The organism is Polynucleobacter sp. JS-JIR-II-b4, assembly GCF_018687815.1.
Classification (GTDB): domain Bacteria; phylum Pseudomonadota; class Gammaproteobacteria; order Burkholderiales; family Burkholderiaceae; genus Polynucleobacter.
Genome location: NZ_CP061306.1, coordinates 1,614,225 through 1,636,436, shown reverse-complemented (window position 1 = coordinate 1,636,436; position 22,212 = coordinate 1,614,225). Strand labels below are relative to the sequence as shown.

General features: G+C 43.7%; 23 protein-coding genes. 17 read left to right on the top strand and 6 right to left on the bottom strand.

What is annotated here, in order from left to right; genetic code table 11:
* The first annotated feature begins 188 nt into the window (after positions 1 to 188).
* The 3 genes from ICV90_RS08330 to ICV90_RS08320 are packed head-to-tail and all read left to right on the top strand — an operon-like array spanning position 189 to position 3,221.
* Complete coding sequence (locus ICV90_RS08330; protein ID WP_215358426.1) at positions 189 to 1,163, top strand: tripartite tricarboxylate transporter substrate binding protein; 975 nt, start codon at positions 189 to 191, stop codon at positions 1,161 to 1,163.
* Positions 1,164 to 1,184: 21 nt separating this feature from the next.
* Positions 1,185 to 2,246, top strand: coding sequence for an isocitrate/isopropylmalate dehydrogenase family protein (locus tag ICV90_RS08325; protein WP_215358424.1), 1,062 nt, complete (start codon positions 1,185 to 1,187; stop codon positions 2,244 to 2,246).
* 18 nt (positions 2,247 to 2,264) lie between these two features.
* Complete coding sequence (locus ICV90_RS08320; RefSeq protein ID WP_215358423.1) at positions 2,265 to 3,221, top strand: amidohydrolase; 957 nt, start codon at positions 2,265 to 2,267, stop codon at positions 3,219 to 3,221.
* Positions 3,222 to 3,388: 167 nt separating this feature from the next.
* On the opposite strand, the gene ICV90_RS08315 is transcribed toward ICV90_RS08320, so the two are convergent.
* Complete coding sequence (locus ICV90_RS08315) at positions 3,389 to 4,543, bottom strand: beta-propeller fold lactonase family protein (RefSeq protein WP_215358421.1); 1,155 nt, start codon at positions 4,541 to 4,543, stop codon at positions 3,389 to 3,391.
* 617 nt (positions 4,544 to 5,160) lie between these two features.
* Between ICV90_RS08315 and ICV90_RS08310 the strand changes: the two genes are divergently transcribed.
* The 3 genes from ICV90_RS08310 (at position 5,161) to ICV90_RS08300 (ending at position 8,152) form a co-directional block, all read left to right on the top strand.
* Positions 5,161 to 6,120: a catalase family peroxidase gene (locus ICV90_RS08310; RefSeq protein WP_251367825.1), complete on the top strand. Its 960-nt coding sequence runs from the start codon at positions 5,161 to 5,163 to the stop codon at positions 6,118 to 6,120.
* A 153-nt stretch (positions 6,121 to 6,273) separates the two neighbouring features.
* Positions 6,274 to 6,876: a nitroreductase family protein gene (locus tag ICV90_RS08305; RefSeq protein ID WP_215358418.1), complete on the top strand. Its 603-nt coding sequence runs from the start codon at positions 6,274 to 6,276 to the stop codon at positions 6,874 to 6,876.
* Positions 6,877 to 7,054: 178 nt separating this feature from the next.
* Positions 7,055 to 8,152, top strand: coding sequence for an alpha/beta fold hydrolase (locus ICV90_RS08300; RefSeq protein WP_215358416.1), 1,098 nt, complete (start codon positions 7,055 to 7,057; stop codon positions 8,150 to 8,152).
* Positions 8,153 to 8,693: 541 nt separating this feature from the next.
* On the opposite strand, the gene ICV90_RS08295 is transcribed toward ICV90_RS08300, so the two are convergent.
* A protein-coding gene (locus tag ICV90_RS08295) for an IS3 family transposase (protein ID WP_215356987.1) occupies positions 8,694 to 9,835 on the bottom strand; the annotation gives its coding sequence in 2 pieces (ribosomal slippage) (positions 8,694 to 9,568 and positions 9,568 to 9,835; 1,143 coding nt in all).
* Between the two features lie 50 nt (positions 9,836 to 9,885).
* Here ICV90_RS08295 and ICV90_RS08290 point away from each other — a divergent pair.
* On the top strand, positions 9,886 to 10,410 hold the full coding sequence (locus ICV90_RS08290; RefSeq protein ID WP_371743836.1) for an ice-binding family protein: 525 nt from the start codon (positions 9,886 to 9,888) through the stop codon (positions 10,408 to 10,410).
* 15 nt (positions 10,411 to 10,425) lie between these two features.
* On the opposite strand, the gene ICV90_RS08285 is transcribed toward ICV90_RS08290, so the two are convergent.
* A complete protein-coding gene (locus tag ICV90_RS08285) occupies positions 10,426 to 11,121 on the bottom strand; it encodes an SDR family NAD(P)-dependent oxidoreductase (RefSeq protein WP_215358412.1) in 696 nt (231 codons plus the stop codon).
* 2 nt (positions 11,122 to 11,123) lie between these two features.
* Positions 11,124 to 11,744, bottom strand: a complete 621-nt coding sequence (locus tag ICV90_RS08280) for an alpha-ketoglutarate-dependent dioxygenase AlkB (protein WP_256441489.1) — start codon at positions 11,742 to 11,744, stop codon at positions 11,124 to 11,126.
* A gap of 80 nt (positions 11,745 to 11,824) precedes the next feature.
* Here ICV90_RS08280 and ICV90_RS08275 point away from each other — a divergent pair, with 80 nt between their 5' ends.
* The 9 genes from ICV90_RS08275 (at position 11,825) to ICV90_RS08235 (ending at position 19,351) form a co-directional block, all read left to right on the top strand.
* On the top strand, positions 11,825 to 12,013 hold the full coding sequence (locus ICV90_RS08275; RefSeq protein WP_215358408.1) for a hypothetical protein: 189 nt from the start codon (positions 11,825 to 11,827) through the stop codon (positions 12,011 to 12,013).
* A gap of 23 nt (positions 12,014 to 12,036) precedes the next feature.
* Positions 12,037 to 12,186: a hypothetical protein gene (locus ICV90_RS08270; RefSeq protein ID WP_215358406.1), complete on the top strand. Its 150-nt coding sequence runs from the start codon at positions 12,037 to 12,039 to the stop codon at positions 12,184 to 12,186.
* Between the two features lie 35 nt (positions 12,187 to 12,221).
* Positions 12,222 to 12,650, top strand: a complete 429-nt coding sequence (locus ICV90_RS08265) for a DUF2244 domain-containing protein (RefSeq protein ID WP_215358404.1) — start codon at positions 12,222 to 12,224, stop codon at positions 12,648 to 12,650.
* 177 nt (positions 12,651 to 12,827) lie between these two features.
* Complete coding sequence (locus ICV90_RS08260) at positions 12,828 to 13,415, top strand: Rrf2 family transcriptional regulator (RefSeq protein WP_215358403.1); 588 nt, start codon at positions 12,828 to 12,830, stop codon at positions 13,413 to 13,415.
* A gap of 20 nt (positions 13,416 to 13,435) precedes the next feature.
* Positions 13,436 to 14,827, top strand: a complete 1,392-nt coding sequence (locus tag ICV90_RS08255; protein WP_215358401.1) for a 3'-5' exonuclease family protein — start codon at positions 13,436 to 13,438, stop codon at positions 14,825 to 14,827.
* Between the two features lie 74 nt (positions 14,828 to 14,901).
* Positions 14,902 to 15,555: a cupin domain-containing protein gene (locus ICV90_RS08250; RefSeq protein WP_215358399.1), complete on the top strand. Its 654-nt coding sequence runs from the start codon at positions 14,902 to 14,904 to the stop codon at positions 15,553 to 15,555.
* A 74-nt stretch (positions 15,556 to 15,629) separates the two neighbouring features.
* Complete coding sequence (locus tag ICV90_RS08245; RefSeq protein ID WP_215358397.1) at positions 15,630 to 17,831, top strand: OsmC domain/YcaO domain-containing protein; 2,202 nt, start codon at positions 15,630 to 15,632, stop codon at positions 17,829 to 17,831.
* Between the two features lie 15 nt (positions 17,832 to 17,846).
* Positions 17,847 to 18,542: a nitroreductase gene (locus ICV90_RS08240; RefSeq protein WP_215358395.1), complete on the top strand. Its 696-nt coding sequence runs from the start codon at positions 17,847 to 17,849 to the stop codon at positions 18,540 to 18,542.
* Between the two features lie 236 nt (positions 18,543 to 18,778).
* Positions 18,779 to 19,351: a phasin family protein gene (locus ICV90_RS08235; RefSeq protein WP_215358392.1), complete on the top strand. Its 573-nt coding sequence runs from the start codon at positions 18,779 to 18,781 to the stop codon at positions 19,349 to 19,351.
* 74 nt (positions 19,352 to 19,425) lie between these two features.
* On the opposite strand, the gene ICV90_RS08230 is transcribed toward ICV90_RS08235, so the two are convergent.
* Complete coding sequence (locus tag ICV90_RS08230; RefSeq protein ID WP_215358391.1) at positions 19,426 to 20,061, bottom strand: NAD(P)H-dependent oxidoreductase; 636 nt, start codon at positions 20,059 to 20,061, stop codon at positions 19,426 to 19,428.
* Between the two features lie 108 nt (positions 20,062 to 20,169).
* On the opposite strand from ICV90_RS08230, the gene ICV90_RS08225 reads away from it, so the two are divergent.
* The gene (locus ICV90_RS08225; RefSeq protein ID WP_072584053.1) at positions 20,170 to 20,526 is read left to right on the top strand and encodes a DUF1622 domain-containing protein; all 357 of its coding nucleotides are present in this window, start codon (positions 20,170 to 20,172) and stop codon (positions 20,524 to 20,526) included.
* A 71-nt stretch (positions 20,527 to 20,597) separates the two neighbouring features.
* Here ICV90_RS08225 and ahpF read toward each other — a convergent pair whose 3' ends face one another.
* Entirely contained in the window at positions 20,598 to 22,175 is a 1,578-nt protein-coding gene (gene ahpF / locus ICV90_RS08220; protein ID WP_215358389.1) for an alkyl hydroperoxide reductase subunit F, read from the bottom strand.
* Positions 22,176 to 22,212 lie beyond the last annotated feature (37 nt).

Here is a 22,212-nt window from a genome sequence, read left to right as displayed (position 1 = left end):
TCCCGGTGATTTTCTTTGAATATCTACCCTCATATTCTGTTGGTCCGAGGCTCGAGATCTGGTGGGTCCATCAGAAATGGTGGGAGTTTTATCTTTGTGTAATATCTACTTATGTCAATAAAAAATCCCCATGCTTTATAGCCGGGTTTAAGAATATACAATTTTTTGCATAGGCTAATCTCAACAGAATGAAGACAATTTTTCGCGCGCTGTTAACCGCACTATTCTTAATTTCATATTGCAACGCACAAAGTTCTGCGCCCCCTTTTCCTAATAAACCTGTAACGATTGTGGTTGCCTATGCCCCAGGGGGCCTGGGTGATGTTCTAGCTAGACGATTGGCAGATAAGCTGAGTATTCGCACAAAACAAACTTTTGTAGTTGAAAACAAGCCAGGGGCTACAGGGGCCCTAGCCACAAGATATGTTGCCAAATCAAAACCTGATGGTTACATCCTCCTTTTAGGCCAAACTGGCGAAATGGTGATCAATCCAATTGTGAATAAGGATGTGGGCTACGACACCAATAAAGATTTCAGGCCCGTAGCACTAATAGGGGATGCCCCACTCATTCTTGCCGCACCAGGAAACTCTAGCTATCGCACCCTCCCTGAATTTATTAAGCTCGCCAAAGCAAAACCAGGATCAATGACTTACGCCTCATCAGGTAGCGGGACGCCCGGACATTTAGCTGCGGCATCCCTAGCGCAAGATATGAATATTAATATGGCGCATGCCCCCTATAAGGGAGCTGGGCAGGCAATGACTGATTTGCTTGGCGGTCATGTCGATATCTTTTTCTCAAGCGCACCCGCTGTTATTCCTCATATTGAAAGTAAAGCTCTCAGAGCGCTTGCGGTATCTTCCGAAAAGAGAATGGCCATTCTTCCTGAAGTGCATACCGTATCCGAAGATGCCATTAAGGGATTTAACTTTACACTTTGGGGAGGTATTTTTGCCCCCGTAGGCACTCCAGATTATGTTGCAAATTACTTAAATGCTGAAATTAACGAGGTATTAAAAGATCCGTCCTTTAGCGGCCCCTTAGAGAAGGATGGCTTATTCATTAAGATAAATTCACAAGCCGAGTTCATGGAATTCATTAAGCGTGAAACCATCAAATACAGCAAACTATTAAAGACTATTGAAATTAAGAACGACTAGATTCAAAATAAAGAAGAAGAAATGAAAATCATCATCATTCCTGGGGACGGTATTGGCCCAGAAACCATGGCTGTAACAACTCAAGTATTAGAGAGCGCCTCCGCTAAATTTAATTTAGGCCTAGTGCTAGAGCAAGAAATTGCTGGACATAGCAGCCTAGAAAAATATGGGAGCACCGTTACCTCAATACTGCTTGAAAAAGTAAAGGCAGCTAATGGTCTCATGCTCGGACCCATGGCAACGTATGATTTCAAAGATGAGTCTAAAGGCGAGATTAATCCTTCTAAATTTTTTAGAAAAGAATTAGATCTATTTGCCAATATTCGTCCGTCGCGCACATACCCAAAGGTGCCGACCTGTGTAAAGCCCTTTGATCTAGCTGTCGTACGAGAAAATACTGAAGGCTTTTATGCTGATAGGAATATTGAATCTGGCGGCAGCGAAATGCTCATTACGCCTGATGTAGTTATTTCTCTGAGAAGGATTACCAGGCAATGTTGTGAACGTATTGCAAAAGCAGCTTTTGAGCTAGCAATGACTCGCAAAAAGCATATCACCATTGTTCACAAAGCGAACGTCCTCAAAATTGGTGATGGTATGTTTATCGAAATTTGCAAAGCCATTGGCCAAAACTATCCACAAGTGCAAATTGATGATTTCATTGTTGATGCCATGATGGCTCATGTTGTGCGTGCACCAGAACGCTTTGATACTATCGTCACAACTAATATGTTCGGAGATATTTTGTCTGACCTTACGGCGGAGCTATCTGGCAGTCTTGGCCTAGGTGGTTCGCTTAATGCTGGGGAGCAATACGCCATGGGCCAGGCAGCACATGGCTCTGCGCCTGATATTGCTGGTAAGGATATCGCTAACCCATTCTCGCTTGTTCTATCAGCAGCCATGCTCTTGAACTGGCATGGCCAAAAAACTACTCAAGTTCAGTTTACTGATGCATCAAAAGCAATTGAAAAATGCGTTGGGCTATTAATTGACTCCGGCGAAGTAACCAGAGATATTGGCGGAAACCTGGGTACCAAAGCAGTAGGTGATTCTTTTGTTAGACATTTTTCTAAAGGCTAGTTTTTTTAAGGGTAGGCCATGATCACTAGAAGAAATTTCATTGCCAGTTCAACTGCACTACTCGCGGGTAGCACACTTTTCTCTACCGAATCTTTTGCGGAGTCTCAATTGAAGCCTAACTTTGATGTGCCTGTTGGTGCATGTGATTGTCATATTCATGTTATCGGTCCCCAATCTAAATACCCTATGGTTTCAGATCGAGTTTATACCCCACCTGAGTGTGGAGTACCTGAGCTCAGAAAACATCTCACGCAACTACATCTTTCCAGGGTGGTATTAATTCAGCCTAGTTTTTATGGTACAGATAACACCTTCCAGCTACTCTCTACTGAGGAGATGGGTAATTCTGCTCGTGCAGTGATTGTGATTGATGAGAAAACTTCCGATCAAGACTTGACCAAAATGGTTGTTATGGGTGCCCGCGGTGTTCGCATGAATCTCTCTACCTCCGGCATCTTTGATGCTGAAGTGGCGCGCAAACAATTAATTTCCTTGGCGCAGCGTATAAAAGATTTTGGGCTACATATTCAGATCTACGCATCAGCTAAGGTTATTGCCGGCATAGCCGATACCATCTACACTCTTCCGGTGCCTGTTGTTTTTGATCACTTCGCCTCCATCAAAGCAAAGGGCTTTGAGAAACAAGTAGAGTTACCTGTGATTTTGGATCTAGCTAAGTCAGGCCAAATTTATATCAAGTTATCTGGTATTTATCGAATTTCTGAAGCGGGCCCTGACTATTCTGAAGTGAAAGATTTGGCTCAGCTTTACGTAGAAACCAATGCTGATCGCATGCTCTGGGCAAGTGATTGGCCCCATACCAATACCATCGCCGGCATTCCAGCAACCCAAGTAACACCTTACAGAATTGTTGACGACGTGAGGGTCTTTAACTTACTACCGGATTGGATTCCAAATCGCCAAAATTTAGTGAAAGTACTAGTGAGCAATCCGGAGCGTCTATATCGCTTCTAGAGTGGACTTAATAGAGGTTTTTCATTTAGTGACAATAAGTGCGTAAGCAATCTCCCATATCTTCCGCCACCGCCCCAACAAATATATAGATCTGCCAGGGTAGGAATGAAGCTCTAGGCTATTAAAAAAGCCACCCGTAGGTGGCTCTCGTTTTGCGAATCATAGTGTTACTTCGTTTTTACAAATGTAACCCAGTTTGCACCTTTACCACCAGGAACTCTTTCAATTAGAGCGAGCTCGCCAGTACTTTGGTTTATGGAATAAAGCGAAACTTTTTCAGACTTTTGCCCGGAAGCAACTAAAAATTGCCCGCTAGGATCAACGTTAAATCCTCTAGGCATTTCCTCTGTTGGAATGGTAAATAAATATTTTACTTTTCCTGTTGCTGGATCTACTTCAAAGCCGCTTAATGTGCTCTTAGTTCTTTCGGATGTGTAAAGAAATTTACCATTAGGGGTCAATTTAATTTCAGCGCAGAAGATCATATTAGAGTCATCAAAAGCAGTCGCCTCAGGTGAGCCAGTTGGAGGTCTTGGTCTGCCGGGCACCAACTTGCTATCACTTGGAAGGCTTGAAGTAGCTTGAATTTGAGTTAAGGTTCCCGACTTGATATCCCTAGCAAAGACAATAACTTCGCCGGTCATTTCGGTGATGACATAGGCAAAATTATTATCAGCTGAGATAACGATATGTCTTGGTCCTTGTTGTTTTTTAAGAGCTACTGAGGTAGAAGTCTCTGAAAGGGGTTTGGCTTTAGACGCATTAAAACTATGAATTTTGATTTCATCTGTACCTAGCTGTGGCACATAGACAAACTTATTGGATTGGTCAAATACGATTGCATGTGGATTTTTCCCGCCGCTCTGAAATGCTTCAGCCGGAACAGGATTTACATAGCCGTTTGTTTGAATTTGATTAACGCTATTATTATGGCCACCAAAAGAGGTTGCCAATAACCATTTACCGGTTTTATCGGTGGATACACTTACCATGCTGTCTGGCAGGGGAACGGCGCCAGTCCATTTCAGCTGTCCATTAGCCTGATCAATCTGGTACATATATAAAGCAAATGGCTTAGAGCGAACCGAGGCAAATAAATTTTTCCCATCCGGTGTTACTGCCATTGGCATTACAAATTTTCCGGCGGGAAAACGACCAATCGAGTTTAGGTGTGGACTTGACCCCGCTATTAATTCATAGGCAGATATATCAGCATCATCAGTATTGGAAATATAAACATAGGTTCCGCAATATGCGCTTGTTGCTACTGATAGAGTAGTAGCAACAAGCACTATGTTTATAAAGATGGATTTTTTATTCATGTTGCCCCTTTTTTATGCATTCTCTGCTGTTTAATCATAGCCGCAACACCATATTTCTATATTGGTATCTTCCCTATTTATTGGGTGAGATCCTGTAATGTCGCATTCATAGCCACTAGTCTGGCAGACCAGCATTAATATGCTAGCCAGCCTTATTCCCAAAGCTTAAAATCACCAAACGTAAGGTCTTAGGCGTTTAGATAGCTTTTAAAGTAGCCCTCGACACAATTACGGCTATCTGTAACGCATCCTAGTGGTGACTTTCCGCCTGTAATTTTCTGCCTCTTATTTTTAAGTGCATCCAAAATCAATCCACAATAGCATTTAATTTGTATGCAGCCTCACCCTAAACTTTCGCCTTATTGCTCAAAAATTGCCTTGTTTCTACAAGAGATATTGGGGTCGCAACTAAGCCCATTTCTTGCATGCGCGAGATTACATCTCACCGGAAATGCAAACCCTCATCAGAAATGGTGGGCGTTTTTATCTATTAAGCGTTACTTTAAGTAACGGTTTGCATCATAATTTAATTGTTAGGCAAAGATCCCGTAATTATGCTTAACTAGTCTAAATTAATTAAGGGGATCGATATGCATCGCAGCAAATTGCTTTTTGTGATGACATTGTTGGTATCGGCAACTTCATTTGCTCAAGATATAGTAAGCGCTGATCAAGTAGTTGGGGCACTTGAAAAACAATTTGGCGTTACACCAGGCCAAAGACGCAACCATATTAATGGAGTTTGTATAACAGGTTCATTTATTGGCGATAAAGCCATTCAAGCCTATACAAACTCACCTTTATTTTCTGGAAAAAAAATACCGGTGATTGGTAGATTCTCCCTAGCTGGCGGCAGTCTAAAAATTCCAGATACAGCGAGAAACCCAAGGGGTATGGCGCTGGAGTTTGAGTTGCCGAAAAAGGCTGTACAGCATTTCACCATGCTCAATGTTCCTGTGTTTGGTGCATCTACCCCAAATTCTTTTTACGATGGAGTAATTGCTAATACCCCAGACCCGGCTACTAGTAAGCCAGATCCCGAAAAGGTAGCCGCTTACAAAGTAAGTCATCCAGATGCACGGGCACTAAGTGAATATCTGGCTCAAAATAACCCGATCACCAGTTATGCCAATAGTGATTTTTATAGTATCCATACGTTTAAGTTCATTAACAAAAACAATAAAACAACTTTAGTTAAATGGCGTTTTATCCCTCAAGAAGGAGTTAAGCGCTTAAGCGATGAAGAGCTTAAAACGGCTTCTACTCGATTCTTGGATCAGGATATCATTGCCAAAACCCAAGCGGGTCCTGTGCGCTGGGATATGCTTGTCATAATTGGTGAGCCATCGGATGAACAAGAAAATCCAACCGTTTACTGGCCAGCTAATCGAAAGGAAATAAAAGCGGGTATTCTGACTTTGACGTCAGCTAGCCCCCAGCAAGGCGGCGTTTGTGAAAAAATTAATTTTGATCCACTGGTAATGGCGGATGGCATCGCTCCAACCAACGACCCTGTTCTTCTTTTTAGGTCACCCGCTTATGCAGATTCCTATGCGAAGCGATTAGTGGAAAAATAGTCCAGGTGGTAATGAGAATTACACAAACCGGAATCCCTTGGTCTCAGGTTCCAGTCCCAGTGTGCCCGGCTGAAAAATAAAACCCTAGCTAGAGATAGTCGAAGTTTTTAGTATTGCCTTATGATCAGAGTTTAAATTTCACGAAAGAAGTTGATGAATACATTTGATGCAATCCGCGAACGCAGAGCTGTAAAGCACTTTGACCCAAGCCATGAATTTACTAGACAAGAGACTGACCTGCTACTAGAGCTTGCTATGCAAGCACCTTCTTCATTCAATATCCAGCATTGGCGTTTAGTCAATGTGACTGATAAAGCCTTAAGAGCAAAGTTACGAGAGGCTGCTCACGATCAAGCTCAAGTGACCGAGGCATCACTGCTCTTTGTGGTGACTGTTGATATAAAGGCATGGGAAAAGGATCCGGCCAGATATTGGGTCAATGCACCCAAGGAAGCCCAAGATATCTTAGTTCCTTGGATTCACCCTTTTTACTCTGGCAAAGAGCAGTTACAGAGAGACGAAGCAATGCGCTCTGCTGGAATTATGTTGCAAACCATGATGCTTTCAGCCAAGGCGATGGGCTATGATTCTTGCCCAATGGTTGGTTTTGATTTTGATAAGGTGGCGGAGCTGATTCAGTTACCTAAAAACTATGCCATTGCTGCGATGTTAGTGGTTGGAAAAGCCATTAAAGCAGCATGGCCAAAGCCAGGATTCATCCCCAAATCAGAAATGATCTTTGAGAACCATTTTTAAATTGAGATACTTTCTGAATTGAGCTCCTTGATCCAGTGTCAGGCGCTAGTGAGTCCACCAGAAAAGCAAACCCTCATCAGAAATGGTGGGGGTTTTGTCTTTTGGGTCATTTTAATGATGTGGGTATGCAGACATTTTGACCCTAATGTAAGATCTTTCTATAACAAAAAGGATACTTATGAAAATCAAATTACATTTTCTTGGTGTATGTTTGGCGCTGACATTTTGCTCCACCAGTTTATTTGCCCATAAAGATGTGGAGCCAGCTCATCAAACCTATTCAGAGGGTAACTTTCCTCTTGAAAATGGATCAACAATTGAGAACTTCAAAATTTCCTACACAACCCAAGGAACTTTGAATGCAGATAAATCAAATGCTATTTTGATGGTGACGGCGATTGGTGGGAATCATCATCGGATTGATTACCTCATTGGCCCTGGCAAAGCGTTAGATACGGATAAGTACTTTGTCATTTGCACGGATGCTATTGGTAATGGATTAACATCCTCCCCTTCTAATAGTCAAACTCAGGCGAATGTGGGTTTTCCGGAATTTAACATCCGGGATATGGTCAATAGTCAATATCGCTTAGTCACGGAGCATTTCGGAATTACTAAGTTAGTGACGGTGGTAGGCGCCTCCATGGGCGGCATGCAGGCCTTGCAATGGGCTGTTTCTTATCCTGATGCAATGCAGTCGATCGTTCCAATTATTCCGCTAGCAAAAACGCATGCCTGGACTACAGGGGTGCTTGAGATGCTCAGACAGAGCATCATGACTGACCCGGCTTACCAGGGCGGGAAGTATGAAGAGCCTGTCGAAAAAGGGATGCGCTTGTGGGCGGGATGGTTGAGTGGAGTGATTGTCAGAACGCCCGCTTACCAGAATCAACAATTCAGTACCCCTGAGGCAGAAATCAACTTTCTGACTAAACTTCAAGATGCTTCTTGGAAACGCATGGACGCAAATGACTGGATTTGGCAGTCACGTGCATATGATCGCCATGATATTGGGCAAACAAAAGGTTTCAACGGCGATACGATCGCTGCTTTGAAATCCATCAAAGCAAAGACACTTATTCTGGCGGGTACTGGGGACTTATTAAATCCAGAATCTGATGCTAAAGAATCTGCAAAATATATCCCTCATATCAAATATGTTGCGATTAATGATGTGATACCTATGGGCCATTTATCAGGAGCGGGCGCAACGCCAAATGAAAATGATCTTCAAAATAAATCTATCAAGCAGTTTTTATCCACACTAAAAAAATAAATCCAAAGAAGACTCTTGTGGAAAACTAGGTAATGCCGCATAAACCGCCCGTCTTTTGTCAAGAGTCTAGGACTTAGCGGGCCCACTAATGAAATCAACGACTTAGGGAGAAATTCCTAAGTCGTTTTTCTTTTGATGCTACACCGTTTTTAAGCGGTATCCAGACATCTGTCATATGTTTGGTTGCACACAGACGAACTCATAAACACTTTATAGACTAGCTACTCGATGAGTCAACCTACTAAGAAGGGGTGCAATAAATGTATCAATCTAACTTGTATACAGAGAACACCATTAGGTTAATGGAAATAGTTCTTGCTTTAACTGGCGATGATAAGTGCTACCCCTATCAAAATCCACCATACGCATTAGATCATGAGGGCTTTATCACCCTTAGTGGAGCACTCAAATCAGAATTAAATAAGAATGGAAATCAGGATTTAGTGGCTTGGGCTCACCAAAATATTGTGAGCCTTTTTAAAGAAAAAGTGAACTGCTGTCAATTTAGATCCACTACCAAAGAGAGTTTTTCTATAGTAAATCATTGCAGCAACATGGGTTGATTCTGCAATAGTTTGGGTACTTGGGTTTGGGGTGCTGGTGGCCTGTAACCTAATGCACTATGCGGCCTGACATGGTTGTAGTGCTTGACCCACTCCCCCACGATGATCTGGGCTTCTTTAAGGTTGTAAAAGATCTCCCCATCCAAAAGGTTGTCTCTGAAGGTGCCGTTAAAGCTTTCACAAAAGCCATTCTCCCAAGGGCTCCCTGGTTCAATGTAAGCGGTTTTCACTCCAATACCAGATAACCAACTCCGCAGCTCTTTAGCAATAAATTCTGGGCCATTGTCCGATCGAATATATTGCGGGATACCATGGATCATCATGGCGTTTGCCAGTTGTTCAATCACTTGGACCGATCCAATCCTTCTAGCGCAGTGGATCGTTAGGCACTTTCGGGTGTATTCATCAATCATCGTGAGCATGCGGATCTTGCCCCCATAGGCATCTCTAATAAAGACAAAATCGTAACTCCAAACATGATTGGGGGCAGTAGCTCTTAGCCTCATGCAACTGCCATCGTTAAACCAGAGTCTGCCTCTAGGAGCTTGCTTTTGTGGGATCTTTAGGCCTTCTTGCCGCCAGATGCGAGCGACCTTTGCAGTAGTCGCTTGTCCCCAGCCGCTATTACGCATCATCCCAGCAATAAATCGATAGCCATACCGGCCATAGGTGCTAGCCATGCGGATGACTTCGGCTCTCAGCGGCTCTTCGTCATCTTTAGGCAGTGGCATATAGCGATAAGCTGCTCTGGATAGCCCCACTAAACTGCAGGCAGTCCGCTCAGAGATAGAATGCTGGTCCATGAGCAGCTGCGCTGCATTTTTACGCCTAGTAGGGCTTAGAAGTTTCCCTTAATGACTTCCTTGAGCATCACCTCTCGTAGTGATAAGTCCGCTACGAGCTTCTTAAGCCGGGTATTTTCCAGTTCCAGATCTTTGTACTTCTTTGCCTGATCGACCTTCATACCACCATAGATCTTGCGCCAGCGATAGTAGCTTTGCTCAACCGTTCCCACTTCTTTACAAGCTTGAGCTAAGGTTTTGCCATTGGTGGTTAAAACATCGATTTGACGCAATAAGGTGACGATTTGTTCGGGTTTAAGACGTTGACCTTTTGCCATATTTAGCACTCCTTTAAGGTGAGAGATTATCAACAATCCTCTCTTCTGGAGTGGTACTAAAAATCAGGTCAGTTCATCCTCAGGTGACTGGTAATGTCTATGCTAAAGACTATGCGAGCCCTACACCAGACTACATCGCTAGTACATCCAACGACATGTTGGCTGCATATAGTGATGCAGCTGGAAGGCCCAACCCTACTGTATTTGCTAGCTCTAATTTAGATGGCCTGTCACTGGCGCCCGGCCTTTACAGCTCGCTTGCGGATCTAAATTTATCTGCCAATAGCACTTTGACTCTCAATGGAGGCCCAAATGACGTATGGATCATTCAGGTTGCAGGAGGGCTTACTACTGGGGCAACAAGTAATATTTCTTTAACTGGTGGCGCATTACCCCAGAATGTCTTTTGGCAAATTAAAACTGCGCTTACTGTTGGAGCAACATCTACCTTTAACGGAGTGGTGTTGACTGGTACAGCAGTCACCATTGGAGTGAGCTCAATAATTCATGGAAGACTGCTGGCTCAGTCAGCAATCACAATGCATTCCAATGCCATTACTAAGCCTGCGCCTTAATAGCAATAGCTCATATTACCAAGGCAATTTTTCACCTGAGTAAGTCAGGAAGCTGCCGGAATCTTCCTTATTTACATTCGCAAGGACATTGAACATATCAGTCACAGCTTCTAAAGGATCCCTGCCGATTTGCTGACCGCGAAAAGGTTGTGATAACCCAGAGTTCACGGTGCCGGGGTGAAGGGCAATCAAAGCAATACTGGGTTTCGTTCTTGCAAATTCGATAGAGGCTGTTTTGATGATCATATTGAGCGCGGCTTTTGAAGCTCTATAGCTATACCAGCCTCCGAGGCGGTTATCTTCAATGCTACCCACCTTGGCAGATAGCGTTGCCATGACGCTATGTTTTGGATCCAAGAGTTTTGAGAAATGCTTGATTGTTAGGGCTGGACCAATAGTGTTTGTGTTGAACATCTCAGCCAATTGAGTTGCATTTAAATCATCCAATTTCTTTTCAGGCATCCATTCTTCTGAATGTAATACACCAATAGTGTTGATGATCAATTGAAATGGCCCTAACTCAGCCAGACTTCTTGCAGAAGCTTCAATAGTCTGTGGATGATGGTAATCAATTGCATGATCAGAGTTTCGATGAATGCCAATTACCCTGGAGCAGGATGGATGATTCTGCAGTAGTTTTACAAAGTGGGAGCCAATAGTCCCCGATGCTCCAATGACAAGTGCGCTAAATGGTTTTGGAAGTAAGCTCATCGCTAAGTATTAATTATTTTTCTGAATGTTAGGTTAATGCGGGGTTCAGCTATCGTTTTTGTTTTCAATAAGGCATGATGCCAAAATTCTTGAGTAGGTGCATGCATTATTAATACGCTACCATTTTCTAGGAATATAGAGACGGTTGTTTTATCTTGCTTGTGTTTAAAGGCGAACTTGCGTTTAGCGCCAAGACTAAACGATGCAATAGGGGACGATGCATCAAGCTCTTTCTCATCATCGCTATGCCATCCCATGCCGTCATCACCATCATGGTAAAAATTGAGTAGGCAAGAGTTAAATTCAGATTGAGATATTTCTTCTAGCCTAGCTTTTATCATTAATAGTTCGGGCGTCCATCCTTGAGGACTCTTTGTTATCCCAGAGTAGGTGTAGGAACAAGAGGGCTCTCCCACCCAAGCAACTTGCCGGCGAGTAGTGATTGTTTTGCCAAACATAACCAGTCGATCAGATTCCCAAACAAGAGACTCTTTCAGTTGATTCATTAATTGGGTGGTCTTCTGCTCAGAAAAGATGCCGGAATAGTAATGAGCACATCCATCCTTTGGTAGCAGGTTTCGGGTGCAATCGGCGGGGTTAGTTTCAAATAACGAACTTTGCATCATTGCTGGCGAGTGGTAAGCACTAATTCTCTAAAAACCCTAGAATAGTCTTAATTTCAATTTCTAGAGAAGGCATATCCATGAAAGCCCCAGATAAGCGATGCTGCGGCTCCGGTGTTTGCATCATTAATGATGTTGGCGAGTGCTGGTGTGGACAAGTTTGGGATGGAGAAAAAATGGCTGCCCCAAGCCTTACCTTGAACAAGTCAAAAGATCTGGCGCCTGACATCGGCAGGCAAGTAGATCAGAGTAATTCCGAGTCAGAATAAAGCAACGCCATTAGGAGGCACCCATGTTACAAAAACTTCGTATTAAACTCGCTCGTTGGATTCTGGGTAAGTATTGCCCTTGTTATCAAATGGGCTATCACACTATGGTTGATTTTCAGCAAAGAAGCGCTGATCAGCTAGCCAAAGAGCAAGATCGTAAAAAAATTCATTAACCCTTTTAGCTAATCATCTAATAGGTAGATTGAGAATGAAGCGTTGGCAAATGCGAAGAAATTGTGCGCTGACGCCAAAGCAACTGCTTCAGTTTTACATTGTTTTGGTCTGTCTCTCGCTGATCGTTGCGGGAGGCTTCTTTTTGGCGGGGGTATGGGTTATCCCCATTTTTACGGCCTTAGAGTTAAGTGCGGTAACACTTGGATTTTTAATCTATTGCCGGCATGCCCTCGATTCTGAAACCATTGAAATTGAAGGCAAGCGCTTAATAGTCAAAAAATTTATCGGCTACAAGGAAACTGTCCATGAATTTAATACACAGTGGGCAAAAATAGACTTGCCAACCGAGGAGTCAAAGGTATTCCACATCAGCCAATCTCATTTACGAGTCGAGTTAGGACAGTTTTTAAGGCGCGAGCAACAGCTGCCTTTGATTGCTGCCGTTAGAGCCCATTTGGGATGATCAAAGTAGCGAGAAAAATGCTGTATTGCTATGTGCGCCACTGCACCTATTACTTGAGAAGAGTTCGCTGGACTGTAACTTCAACCATAAATGAAATAGGGTTAATGAATGTGCTGCAGCACAAGTTTGGAATCAGTTTCATACTAGCCCCAATCTCATTTTTAGACCCAAAAAACCATGGAAGTCACAAAAGCAGTTAAGTCAGCGCTCAACACTTTGGTTGATATTGCCAGTCACTCCGTAAACGGGCAACTTGTAACCGTCCCAGAGATTTCAAAGAGGCAGCATATATCGATTAGTCGTCTTGAGTTGTTGCTACGCCCACTCAGGGAGTCAGGTCTTGTGATTGGCATCAAAGGCCGATCTGGTGGATATCTGCTATCAAAAGACCCTCGAGTCATCACCATCAAAGATATTGTTTTAGCGATGAACCAAATTAAGAAGAAAAAAGTCGAAGTGGCAGACATCGCTAAAGACCTTTATCAATCGCTTGAAACTTATATGATGGGTTGCATCTCTAATGTCACTTTAGCTACCGCAATCAAAGATTACATTCCACGGTTTAGCGAGGCGCAGGCCGCCCCTGAGCGAAAGACCTATTTGCCGCTTGAGCCTTTAATGAATGTAGGGCACGAAAAGAAGCGAAAGAGGGAAGTTCAGAGGGTAGTTAAAACCCCCTTTAAAAAGGTGGAGAATATCCCTCGTGGTCCTAACTCAATTTTTAGCTTTGCTGAATATTTGAATAGAGATACCTCCACAAACTAATTAAATCTAAGACCTTTAGCGTGGACGTTAAGCTGCACTCATACCCTGATTTAGCATTTGTTGATATTGAAACCACGGGGTCGAATTTTGAGCGTGATCGAATTACAGAGATAGGGATTAAAACCCTGGCAAGTCATGAAATTCATGTATGGGAAAGGTTAATTAACCCCCAGGTCTTCATTCCACAAAACATTCAAAAACTGACGGGCATAGTCCCATCTATGGTCGAGTCTCAACCATGTTTTTCTGAGATCGCTGAGGAGTTGGCAAAAGAGCTTCAGGGAAAAATATTTGTTGCTCACAACGCTAGATTTGACTATGGGTTTATCAAAGCCTCCTTTAAAAGAATCGGAATTGACTTTAAGCCAAAAGTCTTATGTACAGTAAAGCTATCCAGATTGTTGTTTCCAGAACAGCCTCGTCATAATCTCGATACTATTATTAGCGCGCACGGATTGAAAGTGAGTGCTAGGCACCGCGCGCTAGGCGATGCAGATCTACTACTTCAGTTTTGGCGAGTATGCGAATCTCAAGTTGGGTTTGATAAATTAAATCAGGCAATCAACCAGCTGATTGGCAACCCTAGTCTTCCTCCAAACATTGATCAGCATGCAGTAGATTTAATTCCGGATGGCCCGGGTTGCTATATCTTTTATGGGGATAACAAGACCCCACTCTATATTGGTAAAAGTATCTCGTTACGCAGTAGGGTGATGGGACATTTTCAGGGGGCATTAACACAGCGTAAGGAAATGAAGCTTTCGTTGCAAGTTCGCGACATTGATTGGATTGAGACTACTGGTGAGTTAGGCGCCTTAATTCTTGAATCCAAATTAATCAAAGAGCGCATGCCTGTAATGAATATCAAACTTCGTAAATCTAAGGATTTATGCGCATGGCGTTTAGAGGAGGATGCATCTGGAGTCCTTGTTCCTCAGCTGGTAACGCATCATCATCTTGCCCCCGGCCTGCAAGCGAACTTATACGGTTTGTTTTATAGCAAGCGAGAGGCGCACTCTTGCTTAAAAGCGATTGCAAAAAAACATCGCTTATGTGAGGCGCTATTAGGACTTGAAAAAAGATTGGACGGCAAATCTTGTTTTGGATATCAGGTGAAGCAATGTGAGGGAGCTTGCATCAATCTCAAACCGGTTGCTATGCACAACCTGCAATTGAGGACAGTAATGGAGTTATTCAAGGTGCAGGTATGGCCTTATTCCGGAGCTATTGCCATTAAAGAGGGTGATGAGATGATCGTAGTAGATAGGTGGTGTTACCTGGGTACTGCTATCAATCACGATGAACTTCATGAATTGGCTGAGTTTGGAGAAGGTGAGTTTGATCTCGATATCTATAAGATATTGAAAAAAGCCCTGGCTGGAGCTTATAAAAATAAAGTGATAGAGCTCTAATTTGAGGGCCTATTCAGCATCAACTCTATTTGCTTGCTATGCTTAGCTATGTTTGTATATATGAAATGTCCTAAGTGAATATCAATTCTGATTACAGCAAGAAAGTCGTTGTAAACCACCATGACTTACCATGGGTACCTAGTCCTGAGCCTGGGGTTGAGCGCCGTATGCTCGATCGTATCGGTGATGAAGTGGCAAAGGCAACTTCTATCGTGCGCTATCAAGCTGGAACCCAATTTAAAACTCACACACATGAATTTGGTGAGGAGATCTTGGTTTTAGATGGTATCTTTAGTGACGAGACAGGAGACTACCCTGCCGGCACCTATCTCATGAATCCCCCGGGATCCTCTCATGCGCCATTTAGTCAAACTGGCTGCACTCTGTTTGTGAAGCTACGGCATCTGGGTCCAGATCAATTGGAGCGAGAAGTCATTAACACTAAAACTGCTCCTTGGTACCAGGGTATGGTTCCCGGTCTTAATGTAATGCCACTAATGCAACAAGGTAGCGGATCTACTTTAGTTCGATGGGCTCCTCAGACCTATTTCAATCCCCATAAACATTACGGCGGTGAGGAAATCTTTGTGGTTGAAGGCGTATTTGAGGATGAGCATGGGCGCTATCCTGCTGGTTCCTGGATTAGAAGCCCTCATATGAGTCTGCATCAGCCTTTTAGCAAAGAAGGCTGCACTATCTTTGTAAAGACTGGTCATCTACTCGACTGATGCGGGGACGGTAATGGTGTTGCGGGGGATAATAGCGCTCATGCCATCTTTCGCACTATTTTGGAATCATCCCCATGGAAATTAAAGTCAATTTTCTCGATAAGCTTCGTCTAGAAGCAAAGTTTGATGACTTTACGGTCATTGCTGACCAACCAATCCGCTATAAGGGCGATGGATCTGCGCCAGGACCATTTGACTACTTCTTAGCTTCATCAGCTTTATGTGCAGCTTATTTTGTAAAGCTGTACTGCGAAACTCGGAATATTTCTACTGAGAATATCCGTCTCTCGCAAAACAATATTGTCGACCCAGAAAATCGCTACAAACAAATCTTTAAGATTCAAGTTGAGCTGCCGGCCGATATTTCAGCAACTGATCGACAAGGTATTCTGCGATCAATTGAGCGTTGTACGGTTAAAAAAGTTGTTCAGGAGGGTCCCGAGTTTGTTATTGAGCAAGTTGCCAATCTTGACGCTGATGCGCAGAGTCTATTGACCTTAAGGCCTGACGTTAGCGCTAGCACCCATATTTTGGGTAAAGATCTGCCCCTAGAGCAAACCATTGCCAATATGTCAGGTCTTTTGGCTAACCTGGGTATTAAGATCGAAATCGCGTCGTGGCGCAACCTGATTCCAAATGTATGGTCCTTGCATATTCGTGATGCGCATTCCCCGATGTGCTTTACCAATGGTAAAGGCGCAACCAAAGAAAGCGCTTTGGCTTCTGCTCTGGGTGAATATATCGAGCGCTTGAGTAATAACCATTTTTATGCCGGTGCATATTGGGGCGAGGACATTGCTAATGCAGAATTTGTACATTACCCCAATGAGCGTTGGTTCAAGCCTGGTAAGAAAGATGCATTGCCCACTGAAATTCTAGATGAATACTGTCAAAACATTTATAACCCAGATGGAGAGCTAAAAGCTTCACATCTAGTGGATACCAATTCCGGTAATGTAGAGCGTGGTATCTGCTCATTGCCCTATATACGGCAATCTGACGGCGAGACTGTGTATTTTCCACCCAACCTGATTGAGAATCTGTTCGTCAGTAATGGGATGAGCGCTGGCAATACCTTAGCCGAAGCCCAGGTGCAGTGCTTGTCAGAGATTTTTGAGCGAGCAGTAAAGCGTGAAATTCTAGAAAGCGAAATTGCATTGCCGGATGTGCCGCAAGAAGTGCTCGCGAAATATCCCGGTATTCTGGCTGGTATTCAGAGTCTGGAGGAGCAGGGCTTCCCAGTATTAGTTAAAGATGCATCTCTAGGCGGCATCTATCCAGTGATGTGCGTTACCTTATTGAACCCAAGAACAGGTGGTGTCTTTGCCTCATTTGGCGCACATCCAAGTCTTGAAGTTGCTTTAGAGAGAAGTTTGACTGAGTTATTGCAAGGTCGAAGCTTAGAAGGTCTGAATGATTTGCCTCCACCTACCTTTGCTAGCGAGGCGGTAACTGAGCCCAATAACTTTGTTGAGCACTTCATTGATTCCAGCGGCATTGTGTCCTGGCGTTTCTTCAGCGCCAAATCAGATTATGAATTTGTAGAGTGGGACTTCTCTAGCAGGGGTGAGGATTCGAATGCTAGAGAAGCTGAAACTCTGTTCGGTATTCTGAAAGAGATTGGCAAAGAGGCTTATGTAGCTGTCTATGATCAACTGGGCGCAACAGCCTGCAGGATTTTGGTGCCAGGATATTCGGAGGTTTATCCGATCGAAGACCTGATTTGGGACAACACTAATAAGTCCTTGCTGTTCCGCAAGGATATTCTCAATTTATCCCAACTAGACGATGCCAGCCTAACAGCTCTACTGGATCGCCTTGAGAATAACGAACTAGATGAGTATGGTGACATCGCCACCTTAATTGGCATTGAGTTTGATGAGAATACCGTTTGGGGCCAACTCACCGTTCTCGAGTTAAAGCTATTGATTCATCTTGCGCTAAAGCAATTTGAGGAAGCACATGAGCTAGTGGGCGCCTTTCTTCAGTACAACGACAATACAGTAGAGCGTAAATTGTTTTACCAAGCTCTAGATGCTGCCCTTGAAGTTCACCTAGATGATGAATTAGAGATGACAGACTACGAATCGAACTTCCGCCGTATGTATGGCGATGCTAGGATGGATGCTGTTTTAGGTTCAATCGATGGCAGTGTTCGTTTCTGCGGTTTAACGCCAACGAGTATGAAGTTAGAGGGGCTAGATAGGCATCATCGTTTGATCGATAGTTATCGTAAGCTACATAAGGCAAGAGCTAGTAGCGCTAAACCTAAATAAAGCTAAGGAATCTTTATGAAGACATTAACTCCAGCCGAGGCAATTACCTCGCGTATGTCGGTAAGAGCGTTTACAAAAGAAGCCGTCTCCAAAGAGACCGTGCTCAAGTTACTCAATATTTCTGCGCGTGCACCCTCGGGTACTAATACACAACCTTGGAAGGCCTATGTTGTAGAGGGTAAGGCGCTTGATGAATTATGCAAAAAAGTATGCGCTGCTTATGATGAAATTGCATTCAATCCCGATTTGGCAAAAGAATATCAATCCGCCTACGACTATTACCCCACAAAATGGTTTAGCCCTTATATAGATAGGCGTCGTGAAAACGGTTGGGGCCTGTATGGTTTATTAGGGATTACTAAAGGCGATAAAGATAAGATGCATGCACAGCATCGGAAAAACTTTGAGGCATTTGGTGCGCCAGTTTGCATCTTCTTTACTATCGATAAAGAGCTTGGTAGGGGCTCGATGCTTGACTATGGAATGTTCTTGCAAAATATGATGGTTGCTGCCAGAGGTGAGGGTTTGGATACCTGCCCACAAGCTGCTTGGAATGATTACGCAAAGATCATCCTGCCTTGTATTGGTGCGCAAGAGAACGAGATGCTTGTGTGCGGTATGGCACTAGGTTATGCCGACAAAAACGCGTTAGTGAACAGTTTTCGTACCCCTAGAGTCAGTGCAGAGGAATTTACTACCTGGGTAAAATAAGGGAGCTCAAGCCTTTATTGATATTGATTTTTGGAAGTTTCTAGCTAATTCCCCTAAAAACTATATGGGAAAATTAGAATTTAATAGCCCAATAAACCCCATTTAAGGCCTTCAAATGGGGTTTTAGAAAATATATGTTGCTTTGCAACAAAAATATCTTGCTTTTGGAAAATGGGGATCTTAAAATGGTGCATCGCAATAAAAACCCCCTCATTTACTTAAAGTTAGGATAAATCATGTTTCAAACTCAATTAAACGACCAACTCGCTTCTGCACAAGCTAAAGCAATCGAAACTGCTAAACATTTGGCACAAGTTGCTGTTGAAAGCGCTCAAGAATTAGCTGAAATCAACCAAGCTGCTGCTAAAGATGCTTTAGTTGCTGCTCAAGATACAAGCACACAATTGTTGGCAATCAAGGATCCACAGCAATTAGCTAAATTAGCTCAGCCAGAAGCTGCTCAAGAAGCTGCTAAATATGCTGCTGCTTACCAAGCTAAGGTAAACCAAGTAGTTCGTAACGGTAACAAAGAAGTTGCTCAAGTAGTTGACGCTTCTATTGATGACGCACGTGCTGATTTGGTTAAGTTTGTTAAAGAAGCTACTAAGACAGCTCCTGCTGGTTCAGAGGCTTTTGTTTCTGCATTCAAAACTGCATTTGATTCTTCACTCCAACAGTTTGACCAAGTTCGCGCATCTGCAACTGACGCATTTGCTAACTTTGAGAAGAGTGTTGATGCTGCTTTGGCAAACATTCAAGGCCAATACGCTGTTGCTAAGCCAGCTGCTAAAAGCCGTAAAGCTGCTTAATTAACTGAATAGTTAATTTTGCTGTTAAAAAAGCCACCCTCGGGTGGCTTTTACTTTTTCTATACTTCTATTCCTTACTCAATCCAAGTAACAAAGTCTTCCTTAGGCTTTCTGACTTTTTTCAAGTTAAGCAACCAGTCCTCATCAGCCTTTCTATAGCCTAGCGGCAGCATAACAACACTGCGTAAGCCTTTTGCCTTAAGGTCGAGGATTTCATCGAGAGCTGCAGCATCAAAGCCTTCCATTGGTGTGGAATCTACCTGCTCGTACGCTGCCGCAATGAGGGCAGTACCAAGTCCAATATAAGCTTGCTTTGCAGCATGTGTGTAGTTCGTTTCAGCATCTCTTGCGGTGTAACCACTAAGCAGCTTCTGGCGGTAGATGTCACCAGCTTCGCTTTTGAAGTTGCGCAGCTTCTCAGTCATATCAAATGATTGATTGATTCGGTCTGCCGTATAGGTATCCCAAGCGGCAAAAACGAGCAAGTGAGAAGAATCGACTACCTGGGTTTGGTCCCAGGAAATGGCTTTAATCTTCTCGCGAATGGCTTTATTGGTGATTACAAATACTTCGTATGGCTGCAGACCACTAGAGCTGGCAGTTAGGCGAATCGCCTCTAGGATTAACTCTACCTTTTCATGCGGTACGGACTTTGTGGAGTCCATTTTTTTGGTGGCATAGCGCCACTGCAATTTGTCAATCAAGCTCATTCTGATTTCCTTGGATTTAATATAGCAACAGTGGGACAGTGTAATTTATAACGGGGGCTAGTGCTAAACGAGCTAATATGTGGGCATTCAATCTCAAAAGACCGAAACATGAATCAAATTGAAATTATTCGAGATGTCAGTGATGTGATGGATGCTCTTGGAGTGGCCGTAGTGTCCATCGGTGTTTTATGGGGCCTCTTCTGTTTTGCAAAAGGCCTGATTACTCAGACGGCCGATATTGCTTATAAAACCTTTCGCATACAAATCGTGCGCTCGCTCATTCTGGGGCTCGAAGTCCTGGTGGCGGGGGATGTGATCCGTACTGTAGCCATTAGCCCAACATTGACTAGTGTAGCGGTATTGGGCGCCATTGTATTAATTCGCTGCTTCTTAAGCTGGTCCCTGACTTTAGAGATTGATGGCCGCTGGCCATGGCAAGCGCCTAGACCAGGTCAATCAGAATAAGTCATATTTGTCTTTAAATGAGAAAGGGAGTCGAAAGACTCCCTTTTGTTTTACTGCCGATTAATTGTTGCTTACGCAGCAACCGCTTCTTCTGGCTCAGTAACCGATGAGCGAATGAGGTAATCAAATGCTCCTAGCGAAGCTTTGGCGCCTTCACCCATGGCAATAATGATTTGCTTGTATGGAACGGTGGTGCAGTCTCCCGCCGCAAATACACCCGGCAAAGAAGTTTCACCTTTTGCATCAACGATAACTTCGCCGTACTTGGATAAATCGATGCTACCTTTAAGCCAATCAGTATTTGGTAACAAGCCGATTTGGACAAAAATACCTTCCAGTTCAATATTATGCTCAGTATTGTTGGTGCGATCTTGGTAGCGCAAGCCATTGACCTTGCCATTGGCACCCAATACTTCTTTGGTGAGCGCGCTCATGATGACGGTTACGTTTGGCATGCTAGCCATCTTCTTTTGCAATACTGCATCTGCACGGAGCTTGCTATCAAACTCGATGAGAGTGACATGGCTAACAATGCCTGCCAAATCAATAGCAGCTTCAACACCAGAGTTACCGCCACCAATTACTGCTACACGCTTGCCTTTAAATAACGGGCCATCACAGTGAGGGCAATAGGCAACTCCTTTGCCGCGGTATTCTTGTTCGCCAGGCACATTCATTTCTCTCCAGCGAGCACCAGTACTGATGATTACAGACTTGCTATTGAGTACTGCGCCGTTGGCTAATTCCACTTCAAGGCCATGATTCGTTTTGCGCAAGGCATTGGCGCGCTGTAAATTCATGATGTCGACTTCATAGCTCTTCACATGTTGCTCGAGTGCTTGCACTAATTTAGGCCCTTCAGTTTCTTTTACAGAAATGAAGTTTTCAATGCCCATAGTGTCCATGACTTGCCCGCCAAAACGTTCAGCCACAATGCCGGTGCGAATACCTTTACGTGCCGCGTAGATTGCAGCAGCAGCACCAGCAGGCCCACCGCCAATGACTAAAACATCAAAGGACTCCTTAGCAGAAAGCTTTGCAGCCTCTTCTTTAGGGGTAGAGGTATCAAGCTTGGCAACAATCTCTTCAACACACATGCGGCCTTGACCAAATACTTCGCCATTGAGAATCACAGTTGGTACAGCCATGATTTGGTATTGATCTACTAAGCCTTGGTAAAGGGCGCCATCAACCATTTCATGGGTAACGTTTGGATTAAGGGCTGCCATTAAATTCAGCGCCTGAACAACGTCAGGGCAGTTGTGGCATGACAAAGAGATAAAGGTCTGAAAGCAAAGCTTGCCATCCAATCTAGTAATGCGATCAATTACTTCTTGCTCGACTTTGGCTGGGTAGCCGCTAGCCTGCAAAATAGCCAAGATGAAAGAGGTCATCTCGTGACCCATTGGTAGGCCGGCAAAAGTAATGCGGGCATCTTGATCAGTCTTGCTAACGGTAAAGCTGGGCTTGTGTTCAGCTTGACCATCTGTTTTAAAGGTGATTTTATCTGACTGCTCAGCTACTTCATTTAAGAGTTCAAGCATCTGCTTGGAGCTGTCGCTGTCATCTAGGCTAGCCACGAGAACGATGGGGCTAACTATCTTTTCAAAATATACCTTTAACTGGGATTTGATATTGGTATCGAGCATGATGATTTCCTTGGGTATTTTTTAGGTGAGTCTATTG